This is a genomic window from Streptomyces sp. NBC_00178, from assembly GCF_036206005.1.
Classification (GTDB): domain Bacteria; phylum Actinomycetota; class Actinomycetes; order Streptomycetales; family Streptomycetaceae; genus Streptomyces.
This window is the reverse complement of record NZ_CP108143.1, coordinates 5,984,292-6,001,799: the sequence shown is the minus strand read 5'-3', so window position 1 is coordinate 6,001,799 and position 17,508 is coordinate 5,984,292. Positions and strand designations below refer to the sequence as shown.

General features: G+C 73.0%; 11 protein-coding genes and 2 pseudogenes. 7 read left to right on the top strand and 6 right to left on the bottom strand.

Going from position 1 to position 17,508, the window contains the following annotated elements; translation table 11 throughout:
• Positions 1–86 precede the first annotated feature (86 nt).
• The gene (locus OHT61_RS26195; protein ID WP_329041583.1) at positions 87–2,159 is read right to left on the bottom strand and encodes a TerD family protein; all 2,073 of its coding nucleotides are present in this window, start codon (positions 2,157–2,159) and stop codon (positions 87–89) included.
• 171 nt (positions 2,160–2,330) lie between these two features.
• Between OHT61_RS26195 and OHT61_RS26190 the strand changes: the two genes are divergently transcribed.
• Both OHT61_RS26190 and OHT61_RS26185 read left to right on the top strand, forming a co-directional pair.
• Positions 2,331–2,735 (top strand): VOC family protein, encoded by a 405-nt coding sequence (locus tag OHT61_RS26190; RefSeq protein WP_329041581.1) that lies wholly within the window; start codon positions 2,331–2,333, stop codon positions 2,733–2,735.
• A gap of 313 nt (positions 2,736–3,048) precedes the next feature.
• Positions 3,049–5,463, top strand: coding sequence for an endonuclease/exonuclease/phosphatase family protein (locus OHT61_RS26185; protein ID WP_329041580.1), 2,415 nt, complete (start codon positions 3,049–3,051; stop codon positions 5,461–5,463).
• A 57-nt stretch (positions 5,464–5,520) separates the two neighbouring features.
• On the opposite strand, the gene OHT61_RS26180 is transcribed toward OHT61_RS26185, so the two are convergent.
• The 3 genes from OHT61_RS26180 to OHT61_RS26170 are packed head-to-tail and all read right to left on the bottom strand — an operon-like array spanning position 5,521 to position 7,958.
• Complete coding sequence (locus OHT61_RS26180; RefSeq protein WP_329041578.1) at positions 5,521–6,435, bottom strand: alpha/beta fold hydrolase; 915 nt, start codon at positions 6,433–6,435, stop codon at positions 5,521–5,523.
• Between the two features lie 18 nt (positions 6,436–6,453).
• Positions 6,454–7,728: a beta-ketoacyl-[acyl-carrier-protein] synthase family protein gene (locus OHT61_RS26175; protein ID WP_329041577.1), complete on the bottom strand. Its 1,275-nt coding sequence runs from the start codon at positions 7,726–7,728 to the stop codon at positions 6,454–6,456.
• A complete protein-coding gene (locus tag OHT61_RS26170; protein WP_329041576.1) occupies positions 7,725–7,958 on the bottom strand; it encodes an acyl carrier protein in 234 nt (77 codons plus the stop codon). The genes OHT61_RS26175 and OHT61_RS26170 overlap by 4 nt, the downstream gene beginning before the upstream one ends.
• 241 nt (positions 7,959–8,199) lie before the next feature.
• On the opposite strand from OHT61_RS26170, the gene OHT61_RS26165 reads away from it, so the two are divergent.
• The 5 genes and pseudogenes from OHT61_RS26165 (at position 8,200) to OHT61_RS26145 (ending at position 12,431) form a co-directional block, all read left to right on the top strand.
• Positions 8,200–8,643, top strand: a complete 444-nt coding sequence (locus OHT61_RS26165) for a nitroreductase family deazaflavin-dependent oxidoreductase (RefSeq protein WP_329041575.1) — start codon at positions 8,200–8,202, stop codon at positions 8,641–8,643.
• 77 nt (positions 8,644–8,720) lie between these two features.
• A pseudogene (locus OHT61_RS26160) lies at positions 8,721–9,451 on the top strand (nitroreductase family protein).
• Between the two features lie 240 nt (positions 9,452–9,691).
• A complete protein-coding gene (locus OHT61_RS26155; RefSeq protein WP_329041574.1) occupies positions 9,692–11,239 on the top strand; it encodes a peptidoglycan-binding protein in 1,548 nt (515 codons plus the stop codon).
• Between the two features lie 149 nt (positions 11,240–11,388).
• Complete coding sequence (locus tag OHT61_RS26150) at positions 11,389–11,553, top strand: hypothetical protein (RefSeq protein WP_329041573.1); 165 nt, start codon at positions 11,389–11,391, stop codon at positions 11,551–11,553.
• 45 nt (positions 11,554–11,598) lie between these two features.
• Positions 11,599–12,431: pseudogene (locus OHT61_RS26145) on the top strand (DUF3626 domain-containing protein).
• 75 nt (positions 12,432–12,506) lie between these two features.
• Here the strand turns inward: OHT61_RS26145 and OHT61_RS26140 are convergent.
• Both OHT61_RS26140 and OHT61_RS26135 read right to left on the bottom strand, forming a co-directional pair.
• Positions 12,507–16,259 (bottom strand): S8 family serine peptidase, encoded by a 3,753-nt coding sequence (locus OHT61_RS26140; RefSeq protein ID WP_329041571.1) that lies wholly within the window; start codon positions 16,257–16,259, stop codon positions 12,507–12,509.
• A 105-nt stretch (positions 16,260–16,364) separates the two neighbouring features.
• Positions 16,365–17,504 carry an XdhC/CoxI family protein gene (locus OHT61_RS26135; RefSeq protein WP_329041570.1) on the bottom strand — a complete coding sequence of 380 codons (1,140 nt, stop codon included), beginning with the start codon at positions 17,502–17,504 and terminating at the stop codon, positions 16,365–16,367.
• Positions 17,505–17,508 lie beyond the last annotated feature (4 nt).

Genomic DNA, 17,508 nt, shown 5'->3' with positions numbered 1-17,508 from the left:
TCGTCGCGCGCCGGCCAGGAATGACGGGACGGCCCCGAGCGCGCGGTACGCCGGTCATGCCCGCGGGCCGCGCCGCCGTGCTTCCGTCAGCCGCGTGCCTCGAACGTCCAGCGGCCCATGGTCCTGATCTGGAGGTAGCCGGTGGGCAGCCGCTGGAGGCCGCCGCCGATGCTCACCCTGCGCACGGGTTCGAGCCGCTCGTCGAGTGCCCAGACGACGAGCGCGTCGAGCCCTCCGCGGGGTTCATGCGTGAGCATGACTTCGGTCTCCGGCCCGGAGTGGTGGACGACGCCGTACCCGTGTCCGGACACCGAGCGGCCGAACGCCGGGGTCTCCTGAAGGGCCGTCGGCTCGATGTGCCAGCCGGTGTGGTCCGCGGCGCCGACCAGGACGTAGCAGTGGCCCGCGCCTGACACCCACAGGGGTCCGACGGCGGGGCGGCGGCGGCCGCCGGTGTCGGCGCACACGACGGTCCTGCCGTGTGCCTGCACGGTGCGGGTGGCCAGCCGGCCCTCGTCAGTGGTGAGCCGTCGCAGCCCGAGCAGGGCGGGCGGGCCCGCGTAGCGGAACACCTCGCTGCCGGTGCCCTGGGCGGGGCCGGTGAGCACGGGGGCCGTCTCGACGGGGAGCAGGCTCAGCCGCCAGTCGCCGGCGCCCTCGACGCCGAGGACCACCTCGCTCTCGCCGTTGCGGAACAGCAGGGTCCTGCCCCGTGCCCCGTCCTCGCTGCCGCGCAGGAGCTGCTCGCCGTCGCCGTACTCGTCGATGATCCGGACCGTGTGGCCGAACACCGATCCGTCGCTCTCGATGGAGTAGTCGAGGAGGGCGGGCCGGCCGGGGACCGGGTTGGAGAGCGTGACCTTGCCGCGGCCACGGCCGGTGTGGACGCCCGCCGCCTGCGCGGCCGGGTCGGGTGCGGGCAGGGGCCGGAGGCCGAAGGACCAGGGGCCGTCCGCCTCGACCCGCAGCAGCAGCGGGCCGTCGGGGATCGGCACGGTGTGGTGCACCACCCCTGTCTCGTTGACCAGCAGGTCCCCGATGTCGGGTCCGGGGGTCCGTGCGGGTTCGACGCACCAGAGGGCGAAGCAGCCTCCCTCGTCCTCGTCCCCGAAGTGCGCCGCGTCCAGGTCGGCGGCGGTCCCGTGGTGCACCAGCACTTCGGGGCCGTTGCCCTGGATGCCGTCGGTGAGGTGCCGGGCGGCGGACACCGGCTGGACGACCAGGGTCCAGGCGGCATCGGCCTCGACCCGCAGACGCAGGGCGCGGTCACCCGTGTGGTGGACGAGCACCCGTCCGCGGAATCCCGGGACGGTCGTGTTGAAGAGGAGCTCGTCCTCCCTGTTGCGCGCGTCCAGTGTGTGGGCCGCGAAGTAGCCCTCGCCCTCGTACCAGGCCTCGACCACGACCGGTCCGCGGCCGATGGGCTCGTGGACGGTGACGACGTCGCCGCCGCTGCCCCGGCGTACGACGGGAGCGAACTCCGGCCCGAAGGCGAACGGGACCGGGACCTGCGGCGGGTACTGCCGCGGGGTCGCGGCGGGCGCAGGCGGGATGTGCGGGGGCGGGGCAGGGACGTGTGGGGACGGCGCCGGGGACGCCGGAGCCGGTGGTTCCGGGGGCCGCACGGGGGTGCTCTGCGCCACGGCGATCCCGAAGTCCGTGGCGAGGCCTGCGAGTCCGGACGCATACCCCTGGCCCACGGCCCGGAACTTCCATCCGCCGTCGCGCCGGTAGAACTCACCCAGGACGAAGGCCGTCTCCGTGGAGGCGCCCGTGACCGCGTAGGACACCACCGGCGACCCGTCCGGCGCCATGCTCTGCAGGGTGAGGTCCGCCACCTGCCCGAAGGCGCCGCCCTCGCAGGAGCCCGCCACCACCAGTCGCCGCACCGCCCGCTCGATGCGCGGGAGGTCGATCTCCAGCCACTCGGCGATCCGCCCGTCGCCCTCCACCGTGCCCATGTGCCGGACCGTGCCCGACGGATGGACCGGCTGGTTGTAGAAGACCAGGTCGCGATCGCCGCGGACCTTCCCGTTCGCGTCGAGCAGCAGGACGGACGCGTCCACCACCGGGCCGCCGGGCACGTGACGGCGGCAGACCGCCACACGGAGCGGGGCCGCGGGCACGGGGGTGTTGGCGCCCTTGGTTATAGGGGTCATCCCTTCATGCTGCCAGTGAAGATATGGTGAAGTCGATGGGTTGAAGTCGCGAAGACGATCAGATGTGCCCGTCCAGCCCTTTCCGCCCTGGTCTCCTCAACTCTGCGATCTGACAAGCAGGTTGTGGCGACGACCTGGCGTGTGACGCCTCATCGGGGGTAGCGGAGAAGCATGACTGTCGGGAAAACGAGCGTTCTGGTCCTGGACTGCGCCGAGCCGTTGGAGCTCGCGGACTTCTATGCGTCCCTCCTCGAAGCGGAGACGCGCATCGGCAGCGATCCCGACTTCGTCGAGATCGTCGGCAACAGCGGGACACACCTCGCCGTGCGCCGCGACCACGGCTACGCGCCCCCGAGTTGGCCGCGCCCGGAGGACTCCCAGCAGGCCCATCTGCGCATCCTCGTGGACGCGGGCGACATGGACGAGGCCGAGCGCGAGGCGATAGGACTCGGAGCGCGGCCCGTGGACACGGGCGACACCAACAGCGGCCCGCGCGATGTCCGCGTCTACACCGACCCGGCCGGGCACTCGTTCTCCCTGGCCGTCTACCCGGCGCGCGTCCCCGAGAGCCGCTGACCGGACAGCCGCCGCCCCGGGCGGCCGTCGAGCGGGCGGCCGTCGACCGCGCGGCGCGCGCCGCTGGTCATACGAGTGACGTCAGGGCGCACGCGCGTTCCCGTGAACAGGGGAGCGCCGCCGGCCGGGGCACGGGGACGCTCCCGTGAACACGGGGGCGACACCGGCCAGGGCACCGGGACGGCACCACGCGAGACCGAACTCCCGTCCGAAAGCCGGGCGATGACGTCCGGAATTAACCTCGGGTCTCTTGCCACGACCGGTCTACGCGCATAGTTTTTGGCCCCTCACTACACATTTGGGGGCAGTTCCCGTGTACATAGCCAGACCCGGCTCCGCCCTGCTGGCCACCGCCGTCGCCGTGACCCTCTCGGTGACCGCCCTGCCCGCCGCCTTCGCGGCACCGTCGTCGTCGGCCGTCATCTCAGAGGTGTACGGCGGCGGAGGCAACTCCGGTGCGACGCTGACCCGTGACTACATCGAGCTGGCCAACGCCGGCGGGAGCACCTTCGCCCTGTCGGGCTTCAGCGTGCAGTACCTGCCGGGGACGCCTTCCGCCGGCTCGCTGTGGCAGGTCTCCGCACTGTCCGGTGCCGTCGCACCCGGCGGCCGCTACCTCGTGGCCCAGGCCGCGGGCACCGGCGGCACCGTGGCCCTTCCGGCCCCCGACGCGACCGGCACGGTCGCGATGTCCGCGGCGAGCGGCACCGTCGCGCTCGTCTCCGGCACCACGCCGCTGACCTGCAAGACCCAGGCGGAGTGTGCGGCCGACACCCGCGTCGTCGACCTCGTGGGCTACGGCTCCGCGGTCGTCCGCGAGGGCAGCGGCCCGGCGGCGGGCGCCTCCGCCACCGCCTCCGTGGCACGCGGCACGTCCCTGGCGGACACGGACGACAATGCCGCCGACCTGACCGCGGGCACCCCGACGCCGGTCAACGCGGCCGGCGAGACCCCCGGCGGCACGGATCCCGGCGAGCCCGGCGGACCGACCGAGCCGGGGACCGTGCGGGTGCACGACATCCAAGGCACGACCCGCCTCTCCCCGCTCGCGGGACAGCCGGTGACCGGCGTGCCCGGCGTCGTCACCGGCGTACGCACCACCGGTTCGCGCGGATTCTGGATCCAGGACACCGCGCCGGACGCCGACCCGCGCACCAGCGAGGGCGTGTTCGTCTACACCGGTTCCGCCGCACCCTCGGTCGCCGTCGGCGACTCGGTCCTGGTCAGCGGCAAGGTCGCCGAGTACTACCCGGCCACCGGCGCGCAGTCCCTGACGCAGATCACCGCCCCGCTCGTCACGGTCCTCTCCTCGGGCAACGCGCTGCCGGCCGCGGTCGGGCTCGACGCCTCCTCGGTACCGGACGCCTACGTGCCCACGGCCGGCGGCGGGTCGATCGAGGCCCTGGCCCTGGACCCGTCGGCGTACGCCCTGGACCTCTACGAGTCCCTGGAGGGCGCCCGCGTCACGATGGCCGACACCCGGGTGACGGGGGCGACGACCGCCTACGCCGAGGTGTGGGTGACGGTGAAGCCCCGGGAGAACCCCACGCGGCGCGGCGGCACGCTCTACTCCTCCTACGAGGACCAGAACACCGGCCGTCTCAAGGTGATGTCGCTGGACGCGGCCCGGCCCGTCCCGGTCGCGGACGTGGGCGACGTGCTGACCGGCAGCACCACCGGGGTCGTCGACTACGCCTCCTTCGGCGGTTACAACGTCCAGGCCACCGAGCTCGGCGCGCTGAAGGACAACGGCCTGAAGCGCGAGGTGACGCGGAAGCAGAAGCGCAAGGAACTCGCCGTCGCCACGTACAACGTGGAGAACCTGGACGCGGGCGACGCGCAGGAGAAGTTCGACACGCTCGCCCGGGGCGTCGCCGTCTCTCTCGCGGGCCCCGACATCGTGTCGCTGGAGGAGATCCAGGACGACAACGGGGCGGTCGACGACGGCACCGTCGGCTCCGAGGCGACGCTGAAGCGGTTCACGGACGCGATCGTCGCGGCGGGCGGTCCCCGCTACTCCTGGCGCTATGTGGCCCCGCAGGACGGCAAGGACGGCGGTGAGCCCGGTGGCAACATCCGTAACGTCTTCCTCTTCAACCCCGGACGGGTCGGCTTCGTGGACCGTCCGGGCGGTGACGCCACGACCGCGGTGTCGGCGGTCAGGACCAGGAAGGGCGCCGCCCTCTCCGTCTCCCCCGGCCGGATCGACCCCGCGAACACGGCCTGGAACAGCAGTCGCAAGCCGCTGGTGGGCGAGTTCCGCTTCCGCGGTGAGACGGTCTTCGTCATCGCGAACCACTTCGCGTCCAAGGGCGGCGACCAGTCCCTGCACGGCCGCTACCAGGAGCCGGTACGCAGCTCCGAGACGCAGCGCGTACGGCAGGCGGCGGAGGTCAACACCTTCGTCACCTCACTGCTGAAGGCGGACAGGTCGGCCCGGGTGGTCGCCCTGGGCGACCTGAACGACTTCGCGTTCTCCCCCACCATGAAGGCGCTGACCACCGGCAAGGTGCTCAAGCCGCTGATCACGACACTGCCGGCGGGCGAGCAGTACAGCTACGTGTACGACGGCAACTCGCAGACGCTGGACCACATCCTGACCAGCCCCGCGGTGCGTCGCTTCGACTACGACGTGGTGCACATCAACGCGGAGTTCGCCGACCAGGCGAGCGACCACGACCCGCAGATCGTGCGGATCGACGTGAAGGGCCACGGGCACCGGCACTGATGCCCGGGGTGGCGGCCTCCTCGGGGCCGCCACCCTCTCCGGCCCCGTGGCAGGACGTCACGCGGGGGACGCCTCCACGCCGGCGGGCGCGCCGTGCTGGTGCGGGAGAAGCGCCGCGGCGTGTTCGAGCGGCCGGCCGGTGAAGAAGCGGGTCACCAGGGCGGCGACCTCGTCGGACCGCTCCAGCACCACCCAGTGGTCGGACTCCGGCAGGGTGAGGAAGCGGCTGCCCTCGATCGTGGCCGCGAACTCCCGTTGCAGGGCCGGCGAGGTGACCGTGTCGTGCTCCCCCGCGAAGACCAGGGCCGGTACGCCCGAGAGTCCCCCCGAGAAGTCCGGCCGGTCACCCAGCGCCCGCCGCAGCGAGTCGGCGGCGTGCGCGGAGTGGGTGAGCGCGTGCAGGAAGGACCGGCGGACGTAACGCCGCGCCAGTTCCCGCCGGTGCACGGGACGCTCGGGGTCCAGGCACATCAGGCCGTCGGCGGCGAGGGAGGCGAAGCGCTCCGCGTCACCTTCCGCCAGGGCCGCTGTGGCGCGGTGCCAGTAGCCGCGGCGCTCCTCACCGATGTGGACCGGCACTCCCCCGAGGACGAGCCGGGCGACCCGCCCCGGATGGTGCTGCGCGTAGCCGAAGGCGATGGCGGCCCCGTAGGAGAAGCCGAAGAGGTTGATCCGCGGCGCCCCGAGGTCGTCGACGATCGCGCCGACCGCCGCGCGCAGGACCGGGGCGCTGGGTCCGGGCGGCAGGGGGTCCGCCGTGCCCATGCCCGGCAGGTCGGCGGTCACCACGTCGGCCAGCGGCCCCAGGTGGTCGTCCATCTGCGGCCACCCGAACATGCCCTGCAGCGCCCCTCCGATGACGAGGACCGGCTCGGTGCCCGGCCGTGGGCCCGCGGCCGGATCGCGGGGCATGACCCGGTAGGCGAAGCGCACTCCGTCCACGGTCAAGGACCGGATGATCTCTTCGGGCATGGTGCTCCTCGTCTCCTGTCAGGCCCTGGTGAGCACGAGTGCCGCGTTGTGGCCGCCGAAGCCCAGCGACGTCTTGACCGCGCACTCGAACGTGGCGCGCCGGGCCTCCTTGCTCACCACCTCGACGGGGATCGCGGGGTCCGGGGCGTCGAGGTTGGCGGTCGGCGGGACGGTCTGGTGCTGCAGCGCGAGGACGGTGAGCGCCGTCTCGATGCCTCCGGCGGCCCCCAGGGTGTGCCCGGTCATGGCCTTCGTCGACGTGACGAGGGCGCCTTCGCCGAGGACCCGGCGGAGCATCGTCGTCTCGATGATGTCGTTGGCGACGGTCGAGGTGCCGTGGGCGTTGACGTGTCCCACTTCGGGGGCGTCGATGTCCGCGTCGGCCAGCGCGGTGCGCAGGGCCCGCTCGATGCCGAGCCCGTCGGGATCCGGGGCGACGGCGGAGTGGGCGTCGCTGGACGCCCCGTAGCCGGCGACGTGGGCGCGGACCGTGGCACCGCGGGCGCGGGCGTGCTCGGGGTGCTCCATGACGAGGAGGCCGGCGCCCTCACCGACGACGAACCCGTCACGGTGGGTGTCGAAGGGGCGGCAGGCTGCCTGTGGGTCGTCGCGGCGGGTGGAGACGGCGCGCATCTGGCAGGCGCTGGCGATCAGCAGGCGGGACAGGACCGATTCGGCGCCGCCCGCGACGACGATGTCGCAGGCACCGGTGCGGAGCATCTGGTGGGCGGTGCCGATGGCCACGGTCCCCGACGAGCAGGCCGTGGAGACCGCCTGGCTGGGGCCGTGCACCCCGAGGTCCATGGCGACGCTGCTGGCGGCGCCGTTGACGACACTGAGCGGCGCGAGCTTCGGCGAGACCCGCCGTGCGCCGCGCTCGGTGAGGAGGGTGTGCTGCTCGTCGTAGAACGGCAGGCCGCCGTGGGCGGAACCGATGACGACGGCCACCCGGCCGCTGTCCCAGGCCGATGGGTCGAGGCCCGCGTCGGCGACCGCCTCGCGGGCCGCGACGACCGCGAGCTGCGAGAACCGGTCCATCAGCCTCTGCACCGCGACGCCCAGGACCGCCTTCGTGTCCAGGCCGGTCACGGTGTACATGAAGTCGCAGGGCAGACCGGCGAGTTCGGGGAGGTGCGGGACCGACGGGGCGAGCGCGGTGTCGCACACCCCGCGCCAGGCCGCCTCGGCTCCCACTCCGGCGGCGGTGACCAGCCCGACACCGGTGACGGCGGCGCTGAACGGCTCGCTCCCCGGCCTGGCGGGCCGCCGCGCGGACGGAACCCGCCCCGTCACGCGCCGGCCTTGCCGGTGACGGCCGCCACCAGATGGCCGACCGTGTCGCGCGAGGACAGGACGACGTCCTCCAGGTCGATGTCCATCCGGTCCTCGATGAGCAGCCTGAGCTCCTCCAGGGCGAGGGAGTCCAGGCGCAGCTGACGCAGCGGCACCTCCGGCCGGATGTCCTGCGGATCGGTTCCGAACCTGGTGACGAGCAAGGCGCTGATCTCTTCCGAGGTGCTCATGGGGACGCTCCTCCGCTCTCGGTACGCGGTGACGCCGGCCGCGTGGTGGGTGAGGGCCATCGGGGGACGCCGGCTGCTCGGGAGGGACCCTTTATACGCCTTCGCGGCCGGTTCTCCGCCCCCCGTTCCCCCGTGAGGAGGGAGGGCGGGCAGGTGTGCGATTCCGACGCGCGGCGGGGACGGGTGACACGATGGGCACGGACGTACGGACACGACGACGGCACCGGAGGACGGCGAAGCGATGACGCAGCCGCGGAACGACGAAGAGGTACAGGTCAGCCCGGCCAACTGGGTGGCCAGGCAGGCCGAGTTGTACGAGTCCTCGGGCGGGACGAAGGGCACCACCCAACTCGGCGTGCCCTGCCTGCTGCTGGACTACACCGGCAGGCGCACGGGCGCCCTGCGGCGCACCGTCCTGATGTACGGGCGCGACGGGGACGACTATCTGATCGTCGGGTCGAACGGCGGCTCCGACCGGCACCCGCTGTGGTACCTGAACCTCCTGGCCGTCCCCGCGGTCGGTGTCCGGGTGGGCACCGAGCGCTTCCCGGCACTCGCCGTGGCGCTCACGCCCCAGGAGAGGGAACGGGTGTGGCCTCACCTGGTGGAGGTCTTCCCCCGGTACGCCGAGTACCGCGCGAAGACCGACCGCGAGATCCCGGTGGTACGGCTGCGGCGCCGCTGAATCCGGTTCCGGAACCGGCGGAGAGCGCCTCCAACACCCCTCCCCGTAACGGACCTTGAGCCGTACACTCCGCGATCATGACCTTCGAAACGGTGTACGCCGACGCGCCTTCCCCGGACGGGCCCGCCCTCTTCCCCACGATGTCCACGATGCGCGCCATGCGCCGCCTCAAGCCGGACCCCGTGCCGGACGAGGTGCTCGACCGGCTCATACAGGCCGCCGTATGGGCTCCGAGCGGCGGCAACATGCAGGCCTACGAGTACGTCGTCGTCACGGACCGCGCGGTGATGGCCGATCTCGCCCCGCTGTGGAAGCGGTGCGTGGACGCCTATCTCGCGACGACCGGCAAGCACGGACCGGACGGCATGGACGAGGCGGCGTACGGGCGCATGGTGGCGGCGATCGAGTACCAGCGTGACCACTTCGCGGACACCCCCGCCCTGATCATCCCCTGTTACGAGTTCCCGGAGCCGAGCTTCGGCGAGGAGGGACTCGCGGCGTACGCCGAGTCCCTCGGCCCGCGGGCCTGGAGCACATGGCCGGCACGCAGGAACGGTTCCAGGCGCTCGCGGAGGGCTCCTGCGTCCACCCGGGCGTCCAGAACGTCCTGCTCGCGGCACGGGCCCTGGGGCTGGCGGCCAATGTGACCATCTGGCACCTGATGCTGGAGCAGGAGTGGAAGAAGGTGCTCGGCATCCCGTCGGACACGCACACCTTCGCCGCCATCCCGGTGGGGTGGCCGGTGGGCAATTTCGGACCGGTCCGGCGCCGCCCCGTGGCGGACGTCGTGCACCGGAACCGCTGGTAGGGGCAGACGGAGACCGTCACCTTCCAGAAGGGTGACGGCCCCGCCGGAGCGGCGCGGCCCACCGGGGGTGAGTGGTGCTTTCAGATGCACTCAACTCCATTGGAGTGAAGGGGTGTTGGACACGCTGCCGTGTCGTTGTCATGCCCTGGCCAGCTGCATAGCCTGTGCGGGCTCGACGGCCCCGGCCCACCCCACCCCGGTCCGGCGGTCGCCCGTCGCCCCCACGAACCAGGAGCAGGTATGCCCCGACGTCCCGCCGGCCACACCCGTGGACGCGCAGCCGTACTGGCCTCATTCACGGCCACCGTCCTCCTCGCCACCGGCCACCCGGCGACCGCCGCCCCCGCGGGCACGTCCATGAACACCGCCCTGACCCGGGCGGCCGAGGCGTACGGCGTACCGCGCGACCTGCTCGCCGCCGTCGGCTACGGCGAATCCCACCTCGACGGGCACGCCGGACGCCCCAGCCAGGACAACGGCTACGGGGTGATGCACCTCGTCAGCAACCCGGTCAGCCATTCGCTCGAAAAGGCCGCCGCGCTGACGGGCGAGTCCACCGCGGACCTGCGCCGGGACACCGGGACCAACATCCTGGGCGGCGCGGCCGTGCTGCGGGACCACGCCGACGCGCTGGGCCTGGACAAGGCCGAGCGGGCCGACATCAACGCCTGGTACCCGGCGGTCGCCCGCTACAGCGGCGCCGAGGGTTCCATCGCCGCCCTCTACGCGGACACCGTCTACACCTTCCTCGCCGAGGGCCTGCGGACGACCGTACCCGGCGGCGAGCGGGTCTCGGTCACCTCGCGCCCGGTCGCCCCCGAGAAGGGCCCGCTGGCCAAGGCCGACGTCACCGCCCAGAGCCCCGACTACCCCACGGCCCTGTGGGTGGCCGCCAACTCGGCGAACTACGCGACGGGCCGTACGGCGACGATCGACAAGGTGGTCATCCACGTCGCCCAGGGCTCGTACGCCGGGACCATCAGCTGGTTCCAGAACGCGACGTCCAAGGTCAGCTCCCACTACGTCGTCCGCTCCTCGGACGGACAGGTCACCCAGATGGTGCGGGACAAGGACACCGCCTACCACGCGAAGACCGCGAACCCCTCGGCGCTCGGCATCGAGCACGAGGGCTTCATCGACGACGCGTCCTGGTTCACCGACCCGATGTACCGCTCGTCCGCCGCCCTGACCGCGTACCTCTGCGACCGGTACGGCATCCCCAAGGACCGGTCCCACGTCATCGGGCACAGCGAGGCCCCCGGGAACGACCACACCGACCCCGGTGCCCACTGGAACTGGACCTACTACATGCAGTTGGTCGGCGGGGCCGCCGGCAGCAGCGGGAGCGACGGCCTGACGTTCGGCTCCTACACGCCGCAGTCGGCGGGTTCGGCCGGCGCCCAGGTCAAGGCCGTCCAGACACTGCTCAACCAGCAGGGTTACGAGGCGGGGGCCGTCGACGGCGCCTTCGGGGCCGCCACCACGAGCGCCGTCCGGGCCTTCCAGACCGCGCGCGGTCTCACCGCCGACGGCGTGGTCGGCGCGCAGACCTGGACCGCCCTGCTCTCCGCCGGCACCACCGAGACGCTGGCCAAGGGCGGCTCCGGGGACGCCGTGAAGCGGGTGCAGCGGGCCCTGACGGCTGCGCTGGGAAGGACGGTGAGCGTCGACGGGGCCTTCGGCGCCGCGACGGACGCGGCCGTACGCGCCTACCAGAGCGCACGCGGTCTCGCCGCCGACGGCAGCGTGGGTCCCGAGACCTGGGCGGCGCTGCAGTCCGGCCGTTGACCCGGGGACCCGCCCCGACGACACTCTCGGCCCGCCCCCGCGCTCCGGAGCGCGCCCGGACGCCCCGGGTGCGCCTTCCGCCCGTGCCCGTCCTCGGGAATCGTGGCCCTGCCGGCACCGGGCCGGCGGCAACGAGGGGGCGGTCGCACATGGCTCGTACGCAGTCCGCATGCGGAGCAATCACCCAGAAGGGCACGCGCTGCCGACGGCTGGCGATGATCGACGCGTCCCGGTGCGACCGGCACCGGGGCGACTGGTCCACGTACACCGTGGCCCGCCGCAAGGCGAAGGCGCGGGCGGCCCGCCGGGGCTGACGGGGGCCGGTGCGGGCGGATCCGGACCTCGGGCAGACTGTGCCGATGAGCGCCGACGATCCGCCCGCGCGGGCCCGCGCCCTCGACCACGTGGCGTCGTTGTCGAGGGGAGAACCGCTCGACCCGTCCCTGCGGGTGACGCTGAACTTCCACCCCGACCGTGTCAGCGGTGGCCGCACGGTCCTGGACGGACTCGCCGGCGACGGCTTCTACGTGTCCCAGTTCGTGACCGGCACGAGCAACGGCGGTCTCACCGCCCGCCCCGGTGGCGACCGGTGGCGCTGGGAGAGCCGCATCTTCCGTGGGGCCTACGACGCCGCGCCACCCCACGAGCGTCCGGTCTACGGTGCGCTGAACTTCCGGCGCCACGCCTTCGGCGCTGCCCCGCGGTTCGGCTCCGCTCACTTGAGGCTGACCGCCCCGGCGCTGGCTCGGTCCACCTACTGCTACCCGGACAGCGCCGCCGAGCCGTCCGACTTCGGCGTGGCGGCCACCGGCGGCAGGCTCGTCACGCTCGCCGAGGCGGACGGCCGGGATGCCCTCGACGACTACGTCGAGGCGCATGTGCACGGCCCCGTGCGGCTCGACGGCGATGTGGAGGCCCTGGTCCTGGATCCGTGCTTCCGGGGCACGGAGGGGAGGAGGCCGCGTCACGGCTGCCGTGTCCGGTGGAGTGGCACGGCGGATTCCGGCTTTCCGTCGAGGAGTTGGAGCGTCACCCGGAGTACCGGGGCCGGCAGTACGTCGAACTGGGCACCTCGCTCGCGGTCGACGGCCGGCTCGACGCGCGGGTGATAGGCGAGGCCGCCCGCCGGAACCGCTACGACCCGCAGGACCTCAAGAGGGTGTGGCACTGTCTAGCGCGCTTCGGCCGGTGAGCCCGGCACGGCAGGGAGGGGGTCGCGTGTCCCCTGCCGGGACGCGCGACCCCCTCGATCAGCCCGCCGGGCGGGTCACTTCAGGCCGAAGGCCCTGATGATCTCCTGGTCGACGGCCAGGCCGCCGGGGCCCGTGGCACGGACCTTGAGCGACACCGAGGAGGCGCCCTTCGCGGGCGTCCGCAGCTTGGCGGTCCACTGACCCGGGGAGTTCCCGCGCAGCTCCGCCGCGCTCCATGTGCGGCCCTCGTCGTAGCTGACGGACAGCGTGGCGCCGGTGGCCCTGACCGCGCCGTCCAGCCACGCCTGGGTGCCGGAGCCGAGTCCGAGCGCGACCCGTGTGCCGGCCCTGACGTCGCCCGCGAGGTCGGTGTCCACGTCGTAGTCGAGCTGGAGCAGCGGGATGTCGGCCCGTTCGGTGCCCTCGGGCAGGGCGCCGGAGAGGAAGTTCCACTCCGTGTGCGTCCGGGTCGAGGTCTTCCAGGTGGCCTCGTCCCGCGCCGAGTCGATGACGAGCCGGTACGGCAGCTTCTCGGCCGGCAGGTCCCAGGCGTTACCCGCCCTGCCCGCACCCTTCTTGACCAGCTTCCCACCCTGGTAGAAGGCGTACGACGTGGTGTCGTACTCGTCGGCGGGCATCGAGCCGGAGTGGCCCTCGCCCGAGTCGGTCCACGGGGTGATGTTGAACTGGACGTCGTTGTACGCGGTACGGAAGGGCCCCCAGTAGGCGGTGCCGAGCCGGGGAGCGACCACCGGGGCGAACCAGTCGTCGCGGTAGGTGCGGCCCGCCGCGTAGTCGAGTTCGCCGCTCCGCATCTCCTGGGCGGTGTCGCTCGCGTCGGCGTTCAGGACCGAGTGGTTCTCGTACCAGAAGGACGCGCCGGGCAGCGGGGTGACCCATTCGGTGCGGGTGCCCGGGAACTTCTCGTACTCCTCGAAGCCGATGCCGGGGCCGTAGTCCGGGATGTCGTAGCGGTAGCCGCCGCCGAGAGTCGCCCTGTGGCCGTAGAAGGTGTTCTTCACGGTGGCCAGCTGCCGGGCCGAGGGCGCGAAGGTCAGCGGGCGGTCCGGGATCGTGCCGTCGTGCCGGTCGACCAGGTCGTACACGTAGTCCGCGAACTCCTTCTGGTCCAGGGTGACCTGCCTGCCTCGCCGCGCCGCCTCGATGAGGGTGGCGCCCGCGAGCCTCTGCACCGAGGCGACCGGGATGGTGGTCTGCTCGCCCCACGGGGCGTAGGACTCCATCGCGACCCCGCGGCCGTCGTTGACGACCAGGAGGGCCTTCGCACCGGCGGCGAGGGCGTTCGCCAGGCGGTCCGCGGGCGGCACCGCGTCGCTGCGCGTGATCACGACCGCCCTGCCCCTGGCGCTGCGGCCCTTGTAGTCCGCGGCGGCGCCGTCGCCCGCGAAGACGGCCGTCAGTCTCTGCTCGCTGTCCTCGGCGACGGCCGATCCGCCCTGCGCGGTGACCGGGACGTCGTGGCCGTCGGCCGTCAGGTCGATCAGTTCCTCGCCCTGGCGCCAGCGGGTCAGGAAGCTGAAGCCGCCCCGGGTGACCTTCTTCGTCGGGCTCGCCCACAGCTGGTCGTAGGTCAGCGGGATCTGGTAGGCGTCCCGCTGGACCACGCCGTCGGGGGAGGTGCGGGCCATGTCGTAGCGCAGTTGCCGGGTCTCGGTCTCCTTCGGGGTGCGCACGGCGATCCTTCGGGCCTTGGAGGCGTCGAGGGTGACCGTGGTGGCCTTGTCCAGGATCGTCTCGGGGGCCGAGAGGAACGCGACGGCCTTCGAGTCGGGACGGTCGCCGTCGACGTCCGCCGACGTCCAGGCGGTGTAGTTGCCCGGGGGCAGCCGCAGGGTCGTCTCACCGGCGACCTGGACGAGCCCGAGCTGGGTGTCGCCGAGCGCGGCGAGGACCACGGTTCCGTCCATCGGCCGCCCCGCGCGGTCTCGCAGACGGAGCGTCAGGTCGTAGAGCTCCTGCTCCTTGTTCACGGCGAAACCCGTGTGGGCCGCGATCGCGCCGGACGCGTCGGTGGCGACGACCTGGCCGGAGAAGCGGGTGTCGTTCGCGAGCTTCGACGGGTCGATCGAGAGGACGGCCTCCGCGGTGGAGCCGGCCGGGACGTTCAGCTCGGGCGTGGACAGGGTGTAGGCGGCGGCGTCCGTGTCGGTCGCCAGGTCCAGTGTGACGTCCTCGTCGCCCGTGTTCCGGTAGGTGAGGGTACGTTCCGCGACCACGTCGTCGGCACTGTGCGGCCAGTCGTACGACGCGACCGCGACGGAGCCGGTGGCCTCGATCGTCGTGTCGACCGCGGCCTTCACGTCGAGCCGGCCGGTGCCCTGCTCGTACGGCGTGTAGCCGGGCAGTTCCTTCGACGTGCTCATCAGCGCGTCCTTGATGCGCCCGCCCGGCCAGTCGGGGTGACGCTGCTTCAGGATGGCCGCGGCTCCCGCCACGTGCGGGGTCGCCATCGACGTGCCGGACATCTGCTGGTACATGCCCTCGATGCCCGGGACCGACTGCGACGCCGCGGCGTTGATGTCCACGCCGGGTGCGGACAGGTCGGGCTTCAGGCCGTGCGACCGGACCAGCGGTCCCATCGAGGAGAAGGCCGCGCGTTCGTCGCTCTTGTCGACGGCGGCGACGGTGAGGGCCTGTGCGGCCGAGCCGGGCGATCCGATCGTGCCCGCGCCGTAGGCGTTGCCGGCGGCGATCACGAACAGCGGGCCCCCGTCGGCCGACAGTGCGTCCACCGCTTGCGCCATCGGGTCGGTGCCGTCGTCGGGGACGCTGGAGCCGAGGCTCATGGAGACGACGTCGGCTCCTTCTGCCTTCGCCCACTCCATGGCCTCGATGATGCCCGAGTCCGCGCCGGACCCCTCGTTGCTCAGGACCTTGCCGACGATGAGGTCCGCGCCGGGGGCGACCCCCTTGTTGACCCCGTCCGACGCCGCGCCCGAACCGGCGATGGTGGACGCGACATGGGTGCCGTGGCCGTTCCCGTCGTCGACCTCCTCGCCCGGGACGAAGCTCCGGGACTGCCTGACGCGGTCCTTCACGTCGGGGTGGTCCGCGTCGATGCCGGTGTCCAGCACGGCGACGGTGGTGCCCTTGCCGTCGAAGCCGGCCGCCCACGCCTGGGGGGCGTTGACCTGGGGCACGGAGTCCTTGAGCGTGGCCTCGACCTTGCCGTCGAGCCACAGTTTCGTCATCCCGCCGTCCAGTGAACGGCTCTTCTCCGTCCGGGAGATGGCACTCCAGAAGGCTCGGGCCTCGCCCTTGGCCGCCCTCAGTGCCGTGCCGTCGATCGATTCGAGCCGGCGGACCGTGCTGCTGCCGTCAGGGGCGGCGGGCAGCGAACGGGCCCTGCCCGGCGGGTAGGTGGCGATCAGCGGGATGCCCGACGCGTGCTGGTCGTCGTACCCCATCGCGATGAGGGCGGTGATGTCGAACAGCCTGCGGTCCAGCTTGCCCGCCGCGAGGAGCGGAGCCGCCTCGTCGGGGATGACGTGGATGTCCTTGCCGGCCTGCCGCACGTGCACGCCGCCCTGCGCGCCGTCCGGGCGGTCCACGGTGACCGTGTCCCGGTCGCCCGGTCCGTCCGCGTAGTGGACGACGTCACCGGTGATCAGGGTGACGGTGTGGTCGCGGACCTCGGCGCCGTGGCGGGCCGCGGCGGACGGCGGCTGGGAGGCGGCGGTGGCGGAGCCCGCCGCCGGAAGCACGACGCCGCTCACGAGTGCGACCGAGGTCGCCAGGAGCAGAGCCCTGCGTCCCGCGCGAGCGGGTCTCGCCCGACCGGGTACGGAGGAGAGGGAGAATGTCATGCACCTGATTTACCGGTAAATCCATGGCCGCGGACGGCCGTACCCCTGGCGTGAAACCGCCGTGGCGGCAACCCGCCCCGCGTGGTCCGCCGTGCGCGAGCGGGTTCAGGCGACTCGGACGAGCGGCCGTCCGTCCTCGTGGTGGATCGGGGTGTGCGCGCCCTTGAGGGGCAGCCCGCTGCCGCCGCGCCGCTCGGCGACGATCTCGGCGGCGATGGAGAGCGCGGTCTCCTCCGGCGTGCGCGCACCGAGGTCGAGTCCGATCGGAGAGTGGAGCGCGGCCAGTTGGCGGTCGGTGACACCGGTGTCGCGCAGCCGTTCGTTGCGCTCCAGGTGGGTACGGCGCGACCCCATCGCGCCGACGTAGGCGACCGGGAGCCGCAACGCCAGTTCCAGCAGCGGGATGTCGAACTTGGCGTCGTGCGTGAGCACGCAGAGCACCGTCCGCGCGTCCACGCGGGTGGCGGCGAGGTAGCGGTGCGGCCAGTCGACGACGATCTCGTCGGCGTCCGGGAAGCGTGCCGCGGTGGCGAAGACGGGCCGGGCGTCGCACACGGTGACGTGGTAGCCGAGGAAACGGCCGGCCCGCACCAGGGCCGCGGCGAAGTCGATGGCCCCGAAGACGATCATCCGCGGCGGGGGGACGCTCGACTCGACGAGCAGGGTCAGGGGGCTGCCGCAGCGGGAGCCCTCGGCGCCGACGGAGATCTGTCCGGTACGGCCGGCGTCGAGCATCGCGCGGGCTTCCGCGGCGGCGGTGCGATCCAGTTCGGGGTGGCCTCCGAGACCGCCCTCGTGGGTGCCGTCGGGGTGGACGAGCAGGGGCCGGCCGAGCAGGCCGCCGGGCCCTTCGGTGACCCGGGCTACCGCGGCCGCCCGGCCCGTCGCCGCGGCGGCCAGGGCCGCGGCGAACACCGGGCGCGCCGGGTCCTCCGCGCGCACCGGCGTCACCAGGATGTCGATGACGCCACCGCAGGTCAGGCCGACCGCGAAGGCGTCGTCGTCGCTGTAGCCGAAGCTCTCGCGGACGGTGGTGCCGTCCGCGAGGGCCTGCCGGCACAGCTCGTACACCGCCCCCTCCACACATCCGCCGGAGACCGATCCGATGGCCGTGCCGTCGCTGTCGACGGCGAGGGCGGCTCCCGGCTGCCGGGGCGCGCTGCCGCCGACGGCCACCACGGTGGCCACGGCGAAGGCGCGCCCCTGCCCGACCCACCGGTGGAGCTCTTCGGCGATGTCCAGCATGGCG

Excerpts from the sequence above, each read along its gene's own strand:
- OHT61_RS26155 (WP_329041574.1), top strand. The coding sequence starts at position 9,692 with ATGCCCCGACGTCCCGCCGGCCACACCCGTGGACGCGCAGCCGTACTG.
- OHT61_RS26195 (WP_329041583.1), bottom strand. The coding sequence starts at position 2,159 with ATGACCCCTATAACCAAGGGCGCCAACACCCCCGTGCCCGCGGCCCCG.
- OHT61_RS26135 (WP_329041570.1), bottom strand. The coding sequence starts at position 17,504 with ATGCTGGACATCGCCGAAGAGCTCCACCGGTGGGTCGGGCAGGGGCGC.
- OHT61_RS26170 (WP_329041576.1), bottom strand. The coding sequence starts at position 7,958 with ATGAGCACCTCGGAAGAGATCAGCGCCTTGCTCGTCACCAGGTTCGGA.
- OHT61_RS26165 (WP_329041575.1), top strand. The coding sequence starts at position 8,200 with ATGACGCAGCCGCGGAACGACGAAGAGGTACAGGTCAGCCCGGCCAAC.
- OHT61_RS26190 (WP_329041581.1), top strand. The coding sequence starts at position 2,331 with ATGACTGTCGGGAAAACGAGCGTTCTGGTCCTGGACTGCGCCGAGCCG.
- OHT61_RS26140 (WP_329041571.1), bottom strand. The coding sequence starts at position 16,259 with ATGACATTCTCCCTCTCCTCCGTACCCGGTCGGGCGAGACCCGCTCGC.
- OHT61_RS26150 (WP_329041573.1), top strand. The coding sequence starts at position 11,389 with ATGGCTCGTACGCAGTCCGCATGCGGAGCAATCACCCAGAAGGGCACG.
- OHT61_RS26180 (WP_329041578.1), bottom strand. The coding sequence starts at position 6,435 with ATGCCCGAAGAGATCATCCGGTCCTTGACCGTGGACGGAGTGCGCTTC.